We start from the raw sequence: 13,773 nt of genomic DNA, 5'->3' as shown, positions 1-13,773 counted from the left end.
TTTTTTTTGCGCAAGTTACCGTTGATCGGCAACTTCTTCAACCGATAAGGCGCAGCGTTAACCCTGCGCCTCATTCGTCGCATTGAATTTCGACTCAAGCAGCAGAGCCGCCAACCGTCAGTCCGTCCATCAGGACGGTTGGTTGCCCCACTCCCACCGGCACCCATTGCCCGTCCTTGCCGCAGGTGCCCATGCCCGGATCAAGCGCCATATCGTTCCCCAGGCCTCGAATACGCTTTAGCGCTGAGGGACCGTCACCAATGAGTGTCGCGCCTTTGACCGGAGCACCGATCTTACCATTTTCGACGCGATAGGCCTCGGTGCAGGAAAAGACGAACTTGCCATTGGTGATATCAACCTGACCGCCGCCAAAACCGACGGCCCAGATGCCGTCTTTGATGTCTGATACCAGCGAGGCTGGGTCTGAATCACCGCCCAACATGATCGTATTGGTCATACGAGGCATGGGTTTGTGGGCATAGCTCTGTCGCCGCCCGTTCCCCGTGGGTGAAACCCCCATCAGACGTGCGTTTTGGCGGTCCTGCATATATCTGGTCAGTATACCGTCTTCGATCAGGACCGTGCGCGAACTGGGGGTACCTTCGTCATCCACCGAAATCGAGCCGCGACGGTCCGCTATCGTGCCGTCATCAACCACGGTCACGCCTTTTGAGGCGATCTGTTGTCCCATCAGCCCGGCGAAGGCCGAGCTGCCCTTGCGGTTGAAATCGCCTTCCAGACCGTGTCCAATGGCCTCGTGCAACAGAATTCCGGGCCAACCGGGGCCCAATGCGACCTCCATCACGCCCGCCGGGGCCGGTATGGCATCCAGATTAACCAGTGCGATCCGCAGAGCTTCGCGCGCTTTATCTTGCCAATCGGCAGGATCAATCAGCCCATCCAGACCCACGCGCCCACCGCCCCCGGCTGAGCCGCTTTCGCGCCGTCCGTTCTGTTCTACAATGACCGAGACGTTCAGGCGGGTCATCGGGCGCACATCGCGCACCTGCACGCCGTCGGGGCGCAGAATCTCGATCTCCTGCACTGCGGCGGCAATCGTGGCGCTGACTTGCACGACCCGAGGGTCCAGATCGCGGGCAAAGGCGTCAATCTCGCGCAGAGTCTCGATCTTGACCGGAAAACTGGCGGATTCGATCGGGTCCTCATCAGTATAAAGCCGTGTGTTGGTGGCCTGTGGCGGTCCGGCCAGCGTCCCTCCACCATCACCGACAGCCAGCCGTGCGGTTTCAGCGGCTCGTTTAAGTGAGGGAATCGAAACATCCGTCGAGTGTGCGTATCCCGCAACTTCACCCTGCACTGCACGCAGGCCGAATCCCTCGGATGCATCGTAGGAAGCCGACCGCAGACGACCGTCATCGAACACCAGTGACTCGGACTTTCGCCGCTCGACAAACAGCTCTCCGTCCTCCGCGCCATTGGTTGCGGCCTGCAGCACAGCAAGCGCCTCGTCCTTCGGAAGAACGCTTTCAAAGGGGCGAAATGGGGCCTGAGACATAGGTTGCGACCTTTCGGGTTTGATCCAGATCAAAAATAGCGTCTGTTTGACGCAAGCATTTTGCTTTATCTACCCGACGGAATATGGTTTTTAACGCGGCCAAAGACAACGGGAGAGGTGCGACCGATTCACACCTTTTCGCCAGAGACGCAAAGATCAAACGATCAGGACAGAAAATGAAGAATGCTTTGATGCTTTCCGGGCTTGCAACAGCCCTCTCCAGCCTTCCCGCCATGGCTCAGGAGCTTGAGATTATTGGCAAGCCGGTGGCAGGCGGCGTTGGTTTCCAGCCTGCGACCACCAGTCTTGCCGAAGGAATTCAGAGTCTCGACAATATGATTCTGGTGATCATCACGGTCATCTGCCTGTTTGTCGCCGGTCTGCTGCTCTACTGCATCGTGCGATACAATCGGCGTGCGAATCCTGAGCCTGCGCGGTTTTCCCACTATACCCCGGTTGAGATTGCGTGGACCCTTGGGCCAATCCTAATTCTGGTTTTCATTGGCGCATTCTCGCTGCCGGTTCTGTTCAAGCAACAAGAGATCCCGGAGGGCGACATCACCATCAAGGTCGTGGGTAACCAGTGGTACTGGACTTACGAATATGTCGATCACGATTTCGCATTCGACAGCTACTTGCTGGGCCACCCGGCCACTTTGGATGAGGGCGCGCGCCCTGCGGATGCAGATGTAACGCCATTTGTGCTGGATGACGCAATGCGCGCCAAGCTGGCCGATGCGGGCTACAGCCAGGATGAGTGGCTGCTCGCGACGGACACGGCGGTAGTTGTTCCAGTTGGTAAGATCATTGTCATGCAGGTTACTGCGTCTGACGTGATCCATTCGTGGACCATCCCGTCATTCGGCGTAAAGCAGGACGGCGTACCAGGTCGTTTGGCCGAACTGTGGTTCCAGGCTGAAAAGGAAGGCGTCTACTTCGGCCAGTGCTCGGAACTGTGCGGCAAAGACCATGCCTATATGCCGATCACGGTCAAGGTGGTCAGCGAAGAGGCATATGAGCAGTGGCTACAGGGCGCTCTGGAAGAGTATGCAGGTCAGCCTGTTTCCTATCAGGTGGCCTCCAACTAAGCCGACTGAGGCCTAGGTAAACATGTGCGGGCTGCGCGGGATTCGCGCAGCTTTTGCCCCGAAAAGGACCAAAGATGAGCGACGCAAGCTTCAATGCCAGCACCGTTTCCGCGCAGACCCGCGCGGACGAGGCCAGCTTTGGCGATTATTTTGCCCTGCTGAAGCCACGCGTGATGTCGCTGGTGGTGTTTACGGCTTTGGTAGGATTGCTTGCGGCCCCGGTTCCGGTACATCCGTTTGTTGGATTCTGCGCCATCCTGTTCATCGCGATCGGCGGTGGTGCGTCTGGCGCGCTGAACATGTGGTGGGACGCGGATATCGACCGCGTGATGAAGCGCACCAAAGGCCGCCCGATCCCGTCCGGCAAGGTCGAGGAAGGCGAGGCTTTGGCATTGGGACTGGCTCTGTCTGGCCTGTCCGTCATCATGCTGGGTCTGGCAACCAACTGGTTCGCCGGCGCGTTTTTGGCCTTTACCATCTTCTTCTATGTCGTCGTCTACACAATGTGGCTAAAGCGTTCGACACCGCAGAATATCGTAATCGGTGGTGCCGCAGGGGCGTTCCCGCCGGTGATCGGATGGGTCGCGGCCACAGGTTCGATGACGCTTGAGCCGTGGTTGATGTTTGCCCTGACCTTTATGTGGACGCCGCCGCATTTCTGGGCATTGGCGCTGTTTATGCGCTCGGACTATGACGACGCAGGCGTGCCGATGCTGACCGTTACGCACGGCCGCCGCGCCACACGCTGGCACATTCTGGTCTATACCGCACTGCTTGCGATGCTGGCGGTGGGCACCGCGTTCTCGGATATCGGAGGCCCGATCTATCTGGTGGTCGCACTGGTTCTGAACGGCCTGTTCCTGCGGGGCGCCTGGCAGATTTCCCGCCGAAACGAAGACGATGCCGAATCCGACAATTTCAAGGTCGAGCGCAGCTTCTTCAAGCTGTCGTTGCTGTATCTCTTCCTGCATTTTGGCGCGATTCTGGCTGAGGCGCTGCTGAAACCCTATGGGCTGGGAGGCTGGTCATGAGCCTGCGCAAAAGCCACGAGCTGCATCAGCGTCGGTTCAGCCGCAATCTGGGCGTGGGCCTAACACTGGCCGCGTTCATCGTGATCATCTTTGGACTGACGATCGTGAAGGTCTCGGGCACTGATTTCAACATGGCTCCACAAGAGGTGCAGAACTGATGGCGTTGACCGGTCCTCAGAAAACCGTTGCACAAACGGTTGGCGTGGTTGTCCTGATGGGCAGCCTCGCTTGGGCAGCTGTGCCGTTTTATGACTGGTTTTGCCGGGTCACCGGCTTTGGTGGGACCACCGGCGTGGCCGAAGTGGCACCAGACGAGATTCTGGACCGCACCGTCACCGTGCGTTTTGACGCATCAAAAGCCAAAGACATGGCCTGGGAATTCAAGCCGGTCGAGCGCGAGATGGAGGTCCGCATTGGTGAGACCGGGCTGGCCTTCTACGAAGCCTATAACCCAACTGATCGCCCGATTGCGGGACAGGCGTCATACAATGTCGCCCCGTATTCTGCCGGTGGATATTTCCAGAAGATTGCCTGTTTCTGCTTTGAAGAGCAGGTTCTGCAACCCGGAGAGCGGGTTGAGATGCCGGTGACTTTCTTCGTCGATCCAGAGATGGTCGAAGATTTGGAAGCCAAGTATGTGCATACGATTACTCTGTCGTATACATTCTATGAAATTGACCTGCCCGAGGGCTATGCAGCCCTGGACGTGCAGGCAGAAACAAACAAGAACTAACGCCTGTAGGTGAGGGACGCTGATGGCACACGCAAAAGACCATGATTATCACATTCTGAACCCGTCGATCTGGCCACTGATCGGCGCGGTATCTGGCTTTGTGATGTTGTTCGGGGCTGTTCTGTGGATGCACGGAGTTACTCCGTGGATCTTCTGGATGGGACTGATCGGTGTTCTTTACACCATGTTCGCATGGTGGTCCGAAGTGGTGGTCGAAAGCCGTCAGGGCGACCATACGCCGGTTGTGCGTATTGGTCTGCGCTATGGCTTCATCCTGTTCGTGATGTCCGAAGTGATGTTCTTCTTTGCCTGGTTCTGGTCGTTCTTCAAGCATCGCATGTACCCGATGTACGACTATGCTGGCACCGAGTACATCCAGCCCGACATTCACGCGGTTGACCCGTTCCACCTACCGCTGATCAACACTCTGGTGCTGCTGCTGTCGGGTTGTGCGATCACTTGGGCACACCATGCTCTGGTGCATGACAATGACCGCAAGGCACTGATCAATGGCCTGGCCATTGGCATCGTTCTGGGTATCGCGTTTACTGCATTGCAGGGCTTTGAGTACTATGAGTTGCTGGCCCACGAAGGCTGGAAGTTTGGCGATGACCAGTTCTACTCGAACTTCTTCATGGCAACCGGCTTCCACGGTTTCCACGTCATCATTGGAACCATCTTCCTGTCGGTCTGCTTGATCCGCGCCCTGAAAGGCGATTTTACGCCTGAGAAACACGTCGGGTTCGAAGCGGCAGCCTGGTACTGGCACTTCGTTGACGTCGTCTGGCTGTTCCTGTTCTTCGCCGTTTACATCTGGGGTCAAGCTCCGCTGATGTGATGCCGGTCAGGTGATCCAATTGCAAAAGCCGCCCCAAGGGGCGGCTTTTTCTCTATAAGGTGCGCAAGATTGCGCCCCATACAATTGCGTGGTTGCAATTAGACCAACACGCGCCGTAACAAGACGCCGATTTCTGCAACAAGGTTTGGCCCCGCCATGCGCCGCATTCTGTTTCTGCTGATTTTCGGCCTCGCGGGTTTGGGCGTGCTGATATCGCTCGGCGTGTGGCAAATGCAGCGTCTGGCTTGGAAACAGGGCATTTTGGCCGAGATCGAAGCGCGCATTGCGGCTGATGCGGTTGATCTCCCCGAGACCGTCACGGAAGCAGATGACAAGTATCTTCCTGTCACACTCTTCGGAGAAATGAAGCCAGAGGAAATCCACGTTCTGGTCTCGGTCAAGCAGGTTGGGGCTGGGTACCGGATCATTCAGCCCTTCAGCACCGCGGATCGGACTATTCTTGTGGATCGGGGCTTTGTACCGACGACCGCCAAGAAAGCCGACCGTGTGATCGGCCCGATGGAGGTCTCAGGCAATCTGCACTGGCCTGATGAAATCGACAGCTACACGCCCGAGCCAGATATCGATGGCAACATCTGGTTTGCGCGTGACGTGCCCACTCTGGCTACGGCACTAGGTACAGAGCCTGTGCTGTTGATCGCCCGGTCCAAAACGGACCCTGACATAACACCTCTTCCGGTGGACACGGCGGGTATCCCGAACGACCACCTTCAATATGCAATCACATGGTTTGGTTTGGCTCTGGTTTGGGCCGCAATGACCGGATACTTCCTGTGGCGCAACCGCGCCCCTTCTGAGAGAGAAGAGCAATGAGATACATCTCGACCCGTGGCCAAGCGCCGGAACTAAGCTTTGAAGAAGCGATGCTGACCGGGCTGGCACGTGATGGTGGCCTGTACCTTCCCGCCGAGATCCCTGTGATGTCGCAGGACGAAATTGCTGCGTTGGCGGGTTTGCCCTACGAAGAAATCGCATTCCGCGTGATGTGGCCCTATGTCAGCGGCTCGTTCGCCGAGGATGAGTTCAAGGCTATCATCGCCCGGGCCTACGATGGTTTTGGACACGACGCCCGCGCGCCGTTGAAGCAGCTGAACGAGAACCATTTTCTGCTGGAGCTGTTTCACGGACCCACGCTGGCCTTCAAAGATTTCGCCATGCAGCTAATCGGCCAGCTGTTTCAGGTAGCGCTGAAACGGCGCGGTGATCGCGTAACTATCGTCGGTGCGACAAGCGGCGATACTGGTTCAGCTGCCATCGAGGCGTTTCGAGGGCTGGACGCGGTGGATGTGTTCATCCTGTTCCCGCATGGCCGTGTTTCGGAAGTGCAGCGCCGTCAGATGACCACGCCCGCCGATAGTAATGTGCACGCGCTGGCCGTTGATGGCGATTTTGATGATTGTCAGGCTGCACTGAAGGATATGTTCAACGATTTCGACTTCCGCGATAGCGTTAAGCTCGCGGGTGTGAACTCGATCAACTTCGCGCGTGTTCTGGCACAGATCGTGTACTATTTCTCGGCAGCTGTCAGTGTGGGCGCGCCGCATCGCAAGGTCAGCTTTACCGTGCCGACTGGCAACTTTGGCGACATCTTCGCAGGCTATCTGGCCAAGCGTATGGGATTGCCCATCGACCGTCTGGTCGTGGCAACCAACCAGAACGACATTCTGCATCGCTGTCTGTCGGGCGAGGGGTATTTCAAGGGCGACACGATCCCCTCGATCAGCCCGTCGATGGATATTCAGGTCAGTTCCAACTTTGAGCGCGCACTGTACTTTGCCTATGGTGAGGATGGTGGTGCCGTTGCGCAATTGATGGACGAACTGAAGAACGGTGGCTTCAACGTCAGCCAAGGCGCGATGGAAGCGCTACGGGAAAGCTTCGACTCGGGTCGTGTATCTGAGGATGAGACACTGGCCACAATCAAACACACTCTGAACCACAGCGCCGAACTGGTTTGTCCGCACACTGCCGTTGGTATCAAGGTCGCTGAAGAACATCGCTCTGCCGACGTTCCGATGATCACTCTGGCCACCGCACACCCCGCGAAATTCCCGGCAGCGGTTGAGAAGGCAAGCGGCGAACATCCGCCTCTTCCATCCCGCATGTCTGATCTGTATGAACGTCCGGAACGGGTGACACGGATTGCCAACGATCTGGGTGCCCTTGAGGATCATATCAGAAGGCATATCGCTGAGTGACTGTCAGACAAGACCAACTGAAGAACGGCTTTCGTATCGTCAGTGAACATATGCCGGGGTTGCAATCAGCGGCCATCGGCATCTGGGTGACCGCCGGCGGGCGGCATGAGCGGATCGAGCAGAACGGCATCGCGCACTTCCTTGAGCATATGGCGTTCAAGGGGACCGAGCGGCGCTCAGCCCTTCAAATCGCCGAGGCGATCGAGGATGTGGGCGGATATATAAACGCCTACACATCGCGAGAAGTTACGGCCTATTACGCGCGCGTTTTGAAGGACGATGTGGCGCTGGCGATGGACGTAATCGGCGACATCGTTCTGAACCCGATCTTTGATCCGCGCGAGATCGAGGTCGAGCGCGGCGTGATCCTGCAAGAGATTGGTCAGGCCTATGACACGCCCGACGATGTGATCTTTGATTGGCTGCAAGAGCAGAGCTATCACGACCAGCCTCTGGGCCGGACCATTCTGGGGCCGACCGAGCGGGTCAGCGCATTCTCGCGTGAGGACCTTTCAGGATTTGTATCCGAGCATTACGGGCCGGAACAAATGATCCTGTCCGCTGCGGGCGCTGTGGATCATGACGCCCTGATGAAGATGGCGGAAGAAATGTTCGGCCATCTGCAGCCGCGCAAAGGTCTGACCCCTGAAATTGCCCGCTTTACCGGTGGTGAGGCACGGCAGGAAAAAGATCTGGAACAGGCCCATTTCGCGCTGGCTCTGGAGAGCCCAGGCTATCGCGATGATGCGATCTATACCGCACAGATTTATTCGACGGCTTTAGGCGGCGGCATGTCTTCGCGCCTGTTTCAGGAAGTGCGCGAAACGCGTGGTCTCTGCTACACGATATTTGCACAGACGGGCGCCTATGCCGACACCGGTACGACCACGATCTATGCGGGCACCTCCGCCGATCAAGTTGCAGAACTGGCCACGATCACCATCGACGAGATGAAGCGCGCCGCCGACGACATGAATGACGAAGAAGTGGCCCGTGCCCGCGCACAGATGAAGGCCGGAATGCTGATGGGGCTGGAAAGCCCCTCGAACCGGGCCGAACGTCTGGCGCGTCTGGTGCAGATTTGGGGGCGGGTGCCGTCGCTTGAGGATACGGTCGCCAAGATCGACGCGGTCAGTACCGAGAATGTGCGCGCCTTTGCTGAAAAGATGGCCATGCAGGCCCCGGCGGCGCTGGCGCTGTACGGGCCGGTTTCGGGTGCGCCATCGCTGGCTGAGCTGCAGGAGAGGCGTGCGGCGTGATGCTACTGGGCAGACGCAAGCTTAAACTCGAAACCGAGCGGCTGAGCCTGCGCCCGCCTGTCCATTCCGATTTCAATGATTGGGCGGCGCTGCGGCGCGCGTCAAAAGAATACCTGACCCCGTGGGAACCAGTTTGGGCGAAGGATCACCTGAGTCGCAAATCTTTTACCAACCGGGTTTACTGGGCTCAGCGCTCGGTTGCCGGCGGTACGGCGATTCCGCTATTTCTGTTTCGCCGTACGGATAATGTCCTGCTGGGGGCCATCACGCTGGATAATATCCGCCGTGGTCCAGCGCAGGCCGGAACACTGGGATACTGGACGGGGCAATCCTTTGCCCGTCAGGGCTTCATGCGCGAAGCGATTGGAGCGGTGGTTCATCACGCCTTTACCCGCCTTGATCTGAGTCGGATCGAGGCCGCCTGTTTGCCGGAAAACAAGGCCTCGCGCGGATTGCTGGAAAGCTCGGGCTTCAAGTACGAAGGCGTGGCGCAGTCCTATTTGCAGATCAACGGGCGTTGGCGGACGCATGTTCTGTATGCGTCTTTGCGGTCTGATCGGCGCGGGAAGACCAACGTAGGTTAGGGGGCGCTGCCCCGTCGTGGCAGGCCACGCCTCCCCCGGAGTATTTTGGCCAGATGAACAAGGGGCATGACTTGCGGGCGTTCTGCGCTACACTCGACGCATGTGGCGGGTTGTTGCGGTATTGATGATGATCTCGGGCGGGGCTGTGGCGCAGGAGCGGCGGCCTAGTCACTGTATCGCTATTGCAGATGCATCGCCGGGGATTGAATATCTTCACAAAGCGGCCTGGCAGGATCCCGTGCCAGAGTTTTCGGTTCGGATCAGCTATGTCGCGCATGCATCGTTTTTGATCCAGACACAGGGTGGATTGAACGCGGTGACCGATTTCACCGGCTTTATCGGCGGCGTAGCGCTGATTCCAGACGTAGTCACGATGAACCATGCGCACAGCACCCACTGGACCGCCCATCCCGATCCGGCCATCCCGTACGTCCTGCCTGGCTGGGGTGAGTTCGGGCAGGGCATTGAACATCATCTCGATCTGGGAGAGCTGCTTGTGCGTAATGTGTCGACCGATATTCGATCGGCCTACAGTGGGGTGGAAGAGCGCGGGAACTCGATCTTTGTGTTCGAAGTAGAGGGGTTGTGCATCGGTCATCTGGGACATCTTCATCATATACCCTCGGACGAACAATTCGCGGCATTGGGTCGGCTTGATGTGGTCATGGCCGCAGTGGATGGTGGGACGACCATGCCTCTGCCCGAAATGATCCAAGTTCTGAAGCGGCTGAAAAGTTCGATCATTATTCCAATGCACTGGTTTTCAGACTTCTCGCTTGAACGATTTCTAGTGGATATACGCGAGGATTTTCCGGTTGAGCGAGATGGAGTTTCGGAACTCATCGTCTCATTGCGGACTTTGCCAGACCGACCGACGGTCGTCGTGTTGGAACCCCAGTATCTGATTGAGCAGGAATAGGGCTTGCCGCTGCCGTTGGCCTTTGGCAGGGAGTGGGTATGACTCTGTACCCCGCCGATGACCGCTTTGCCGAAGCAGTACGCGCCCAGCTGGGCGATGATGTACTGAGGCCCGTTTCCGAACGCTATCTTGAAGAGCCACGTCAGCGGTTTGTGGGGCAGGGCGGGTTGCTGGCCTTGCCTAAGACCGTAGAAGAGGTATCGGCCCTGGTCCGGTTGGCTGCTGAAGCGTGCGTGCCCGTTGTTCCATATGGCGGCGGCACCGGTCTGGTGGGTGGGCAGGTTGCGCCGGATGGCCCTACGCCGTTGATCATCTCGCTAGAGCGGATGTCAGCAATCCGTGCGATCTACCCGACTGAAAACATTCTCGTTGCTGAAGCGGGTGCCATTCTGGCGGATGTACAGGCAGCAGCCGAGGATGCCGAACGGTTGTTTCCTCTGTCGCTGGCGGCACAGGGATCTTGCCGGATCGGGGGCAATCTGGCCACCAATGCCGGTGGCGTGAATGTGCTGCGCTATGGTAATGCACGCGATCTATGTTTGGGGCTTGAGGTGGTATTGCCAAGCGGTGATATCTGGCATGGGCTTAGTCGTTTGCGCAAAGACAACACCGGTTATGACCTGCGCAACCTGATGATCGGGTCCGAAGGGACGCTGGGGATCATCACGGCGGCGGCACTGAAGCTGTTCCCGCAACCCAAAGGGGGCGGAACGGCGATGTTAGAGGTTGCCTCGCCTGAGGCAGCAATTGATCTGTTATCATTGGCGCGGGATCAGGTGGGCGAGGCGATCAGCACGTTTGAGCTAATCCACAGGCAAGGGCTGCAGTTTCTGACCGAGGTTCTGCCAAACATTCGGCAACCCTTTGCAAAGCCACCGGAATGGAGCGTCCTGATCGAGTTGGGCCTGTCCGCTGGGCAAGATCCTTCGGACATGCTCGAGGCAATCTATGTTGCGGCCGATGAACGCGGTCTGGTGGGGGATGCCGTCATTGCTCAGAGTGAGGCTCAAAGAGCCGAATTATGGGCGGTGCGCGAGCAGATTCCCGAGGCCAACCGCTTGATCGGGTCTGTCTCAAGTCATGATATCTCGGTTCCGATCTCACGAATCCCCGAATTTATCCAGCGCGGCGCGCGTGTGGTTGCCAAACAGGGGCCGTTCCGGGTGAATTGCTTTGGCCATTTGGGTGATGGGAACCTGCACTACAACGTGTTTCCGCCTGCCGGTCACGACAAGGCCGAGTTTGATGCACAACGCAGTGCCGTTAAACGTGCCGTGCATGATCTGGTACATGAATTTGAAGGATCGGTAAGTGCGGAACATGGTGTTGGTAGGCTCAAGACTGACGATCTTGAAGACTATGGCGATCCAGTAAGATTGCAGGCCATGCGTGCCATCAAGATGGCGCTTGATCCGAAGGGGATCATGAACCCCGGTGCGGTTCTGAAAAACTAAGCGCGACCCGGTCGAATACCGGGCCGCGCCACAAGTTCATGACGCAGGCAGAATAACTTTGTCGATCACATGGATCACGCCGTTCTCGGCCTCAACATCGGCTTGCACCACGTTGGCATCATTCACCATGACGCCATTGTCCAGATCGATAGTAATATCCCCGCCTTGTACGGTTGCGGCGGTCATGTCATCGGACAAGTCACCCGACATCACTTTGCCAGGCACAACATGATAGGTAAGGATCGCGACAAGTTGGTCCTTGTTTTCCGGCTTTAGCAGATTTTCTACCGTGCCTTCGGGTAGCGCTGCAAACGCCTCATCCGTGGGCGCGAACACAGTGAACGGCCCGTCACCCTTTAACGTTTCAACCAGTTCGGCGGCCTGTACCGCAGCGACGAGCGTTGCGAAGCTGCCCGCACCCACTGCAGTATCGACGATATCTTTAGAATGCCCGTCTGCCAGGGCAGAAGTGGTCAACAGAAGACTTGCAACTCCAGTAACAGCGAATTTGCGAAACATGACGTGATTTCCCTTGTTGAGAATGCCTTAGGTGGCATCATTCGGGGTACGCAGTATGTTCACAAAGAGATCAGAGATATTAAGCGTCGCAGTTTCTTGAAATCCGCCTTACCCGGGCTAAGCCTGCGGGTTGCACGAATTCCAGTCACGAGTCCGTGAATTGTGTGATGGTCAGAGCCCTTCGAACTCGCACAGAACGTGCACATCCATACCCAGATCTTCCAGCGCTTTGCGACCACCTAGTTTGGGCAAGTCGATGATGAATGCGCAAGAGATAATCTCGCCCCCCAGCCGTTCGATCAACTTGATGCCAGCGGCAGCGGTGCCGCCTGTAGCGAGCAGGTCGTCAACGACCAGAATTTTTTCACCCGGCTGGATGGCATCATCATGAATCTCAACGATGGCTTCGCCATATTCCAGCTTATAGTCTTGGCTGATCGTAGTGCCGGGCAGCTTGCCTTTCTTGCGAATTGGCACAAATCCAACGCTCAACTGATGTGCTATGGCACCGCCCAGAATGAAGCCGCGTGCCTCAAGACCCACGACCTTATCGATCCGCTCGCCCGCATAGGGGTGCAGCATCTGGTCGATTGCCATACGAAACCCGCGTGGATCAGCAAACAGGGTGGTGACATCCCGGAACATGATCCCCTCATGCGGGAAATCGACAATGGTCCGAATGTAATCCTTGACCGTTTTGTTTCTGGACATGGGCCACCCCTTTGGCATCAAACACGCAGGGGTGTTTGACCCATCAAAGTCGGTCATGCAAGAAAACTTTGGCGCCTGCGGCTACTTGCGGCGGCGGCCGATGGCGTTTGGCAGGCCATGGTAACGAAACTGAGCATTCGAGAGCCACGAGTTGCGCGGTTTACGTCAGCCACGCGCAATCCGCCGGTTCATCCGGGCGTTCATGAAGGAAAATGCCAAAGACTGACCTTAGGCAGGGCGGCGCAATACAGCTGTAGCGACGCCCATCCCGATCAGAGTCAGCCCTCCGAACCGGGTCATGGCAGTGATGACGTTTGTACGTCCGATCATGCGGCGCAGCCGATCCGCCAGCAGCGCATAGGCGAGTGCGTTTAGCCCGGCGAGACCGACGAAGGTGGCGATCAGTATTGCAAATTGCGGCCCCAGCGGATCAGTCGGGCGCAGGAACTGCGGTACAAACGCAATGAAGAAAGCGATTGATTTCGGGTTCAACGCGGTGACGGCGGCGGCATGGCCAAAGACACTGCGGGCGGTGACATTTCGTTCAGTCTCAATAGCCTGTACACCGCCAGAAGGCGCGCTGCGAAGAAGTTTGATGCCTAGCCAAATCAGATAAACAGCACCCACCCATTTCAGCACAGTGAACATGGTAGCCGAGGCCAATACCAACGCGCCCAGCCCCAACAGCGATGCAGTCATCGCCACCAGATCTCCCAAAGCCACACCAGTTGCCGAGGCAACCGCAACGCTACGCCCTTTCGACAGCGCATAGCTGAGAACCAGCAGAACCGTCGGCCCGGGGATCAGCAGCAGAGCGGTCGATGCGGCCACAAAGGCGAGCCAGAGTTCAAGTGACATTGGAAATCCTATCGATGCGTCGCCCACACCAAGCCTCGCCGCAA

The 13,773-nt window shown here is 57.5% G+C and carries 15 protein-coding genes; 11 read left to right on the top strand and 4 right to left on the bottom strand.

What is annotated here, in order from left to right; genetic code table 11:
- Positions 1 to 94: 94 nt before the first annotated feature.
- The gene (tldD, locus tag ACR0KN_RS20935; protein ID WP_480656300.1) at positions 95 to 1,516 is read right to left on the bottom strand and encodes a metalloprotease TldD; all 1,422 of its coding nucleotides are present in this window, start codon (positions 1,514 to 1,516) and stop codon (positions 95 to 97) included.
- 176 nt (positions 1,517 to 1,692) lie between these two features.
- Between tldD and coxB the strand changes: the two genes are divergently transcribed.
- The 11 genes from coxB to ACR0KN_RS20880 all read left to right on the top strand — a co-directional run bounded on the left by coxB (position 1,693) and on the right by ACR0KN_RS20880 (position 11,641).
- A complete protein-coding gene (gene coxB, locus ACR0KN_RS20930) occupies positions 1,693 to 2,604 on the top strand; it encodes a cytochrome c oxidase subunit II (RefSeq protein WP_480656298.1) in 912 nt (303 codons plus the stop codon).
- A 74-nt stretch (positions 2,605 to 2,678) separates the two neighbouring features.
- On the top strand, positions 2,679 to 3,635 hold the full coding sequence (cyoE, locus tag ACR0KN_RS20925) for a heme o synthase (protein ID WP_480656296.1): 957 nt from the start codon (positions 2,679 to 2,681) through the stop codon (positions 3,633 to 3,635).
- On the top strand, positions 3,632 to 3,793 hold the full coding sequence (locus ACR0KN_RS20920; protein ID WP_010441671.1) for a hypothetical protein: 162 nt from the start codon (positions 3,632 to 3,634) through the stop codon (positions 3,791 to 3,793). The genes cyoE and ACR0KN_RS20920 overlap by 4 nt, the downstream gene beginning before the upstream one ends.
- Positions 3,793 to 4,368, top strand: coding sequence for a cytochrome c oxidase assembly protein (locus ACR0KN_RS20915; RefSeq protein WP_170541589.1), 576 nt, complete (start codon positions 3,793 to 3,795; stop codon positions 4,366 to 4,368). Before ACR0KN_RS20920 ends, ACR0KN_RS20915 begins: the two co-directional genes overlap by 1 nt.
- 22 nt (positions 4,369 to 4,390) lie before the next feature.
- Entirely contained in the window at positions 4,391 to 5,206 is an 816-nt protein-coding gene (locus ACR0KN_RS20910; protein ID WP_170541585.1) for a cytochrome c oxidase subunit 3, read from the top strand.
- A 156-nt stretch (positions 5,207 to 5,362) separates the two neighbouring features.
- Positions 5,363 to 6,040 (top strand): SURF1 family protein, encoded by a 678-nt coding sequence (locus tag ACR0KN_RS20905; RefSeq protein ID WP_480656293.1) that lies wholly within the window; start codon positions 5,363 to 5,365, stop codon positions 6,038 to 6,040.
- Complete coding sequence (gene thrC / locus ACR0KN_RS20900) at positions 6,037 to 7,425, top strand: threonine synthase (RefSeq protein ID WP_480656291.1); 1,389 nt, start codon at positions 6,037 to 6,039, stop codon at positions 7,423 to 7,425. The genes ACR0KN_RS20905 and thrC overlap by 4 nt, the downstream gene beginning before the upstream one ends.
- Complete coding sequence (locus ACR0KN_RS20895) at positions 7,422 to 8,684, top strand: M16 family metallopeptidase (RefSeq protein ID WP_480656289.1); 1,263 nt, start codon at positions 7,422 to 7,424, stop codon at positions 8,682 to 8,684. The genes thrC and ACR0KN_RS20895 overlap by 4 nt, the downstream gene beginning before the upstream one ends.
- Positions 8,684 to 9,268: a GNAT family N-acetyltransferase gene (locus ACR0KN_RS20890; RefSeq protein ID WP_480656287.1), complete on the top strand. Its 585-nt coding sequence runs from the start codon at positions 8,684 to 8,686 to the stop codon at positions 9,266 to 9,268. Before ACR0KN_RS20895 ends, ACR0KN_RS20890 begins: the two co-directional genes overlap by 1 nt.
- Positions 9,269 to 9,368: 100 nt before the next feature.
- Positions 9,369 to 10,187 carry an MBL fold metallo-hydrolase gene (locus ACR0KN_RS20885; protein WP_480656285.1) on the top strand — a complete coding sequence of 273 codons (819 nt, stop codon included), beginning with the start codon at positions 9,369 to 9,371 and terminating at the stop codon, positions 10,185 to 10,187.
- Between the two features lie 38 nt (positions 10,188 to 10,225).
- Positions 10,226 to 11,641 (top strand): FAD-binding oxidoreductase, encoded by a 1,416-nt coding sequence (locus ACR0KN_RS20880; RefSeq protein WP_480656283.1) that lies wholly within the window; start codon positions 10,226 to 10,228, stop codon positions 11,639 to 11,641.
- Between the two features lie 36 nt (positions 11,642 to 11,677).
- On the opposite strand, the gene ACR0KN_RS20875 is transcribed toward ACR0KN_RS20880, so the two are convergent.
- The 3 genes from ACR0KN_RS20875 to ACR0KN_RS20865 form a co-directional block, all read right to left on the bottom strand.
- The gene (locus ACR0KN_RS20875; RefSeq protein ID WP_480656281.1) at positions 11,678 to 12,160 is read right to left on the bottom strand and encodes a fasciclin domain-containing protein; all 483 of its coding nucleotides are present in this window, start codon (positions 12,158 to 12,160) and stop codon (positions 11,678 to 11,680) included.
- Between the two features lie 171 nt (positions 12,161 to 12,331).
- Positions 12,332 to 12,871, bottom strand: a complete 540-nt coding sequence (locus tag ACR0KN_RS20870; RefSeq protein ID WP_480656279.1) for an adenine phosphoribosyltransferase — start codon at positions 12,869 to 12,871, stop codon at positions 12,332 to 12,334.
- Positions 12,872 to 13,099: 228 nt separating this feature from the next.
- On the bottom strand, positions 13,100 to 13,729 hold the full coding sequence (locus ACR0KN_RS20865; protein ID WP_480656277.1) for a LysE family translocator: 630 nt from the start codon (positions 13,727 to 13,729) through the stop codon (positions 13,100 to 13,102).
- Positions 13,730 to 13,773 lie beyond the last annotated feature (44 nt).

This window comes from Ruegeria sp. AP7 (genome assembly GCF_056539905.1).
Note: the sequence above shows the minus strand (reverse complement) of the source record. Positions and strands in the feature narration are given on the sequence as shown.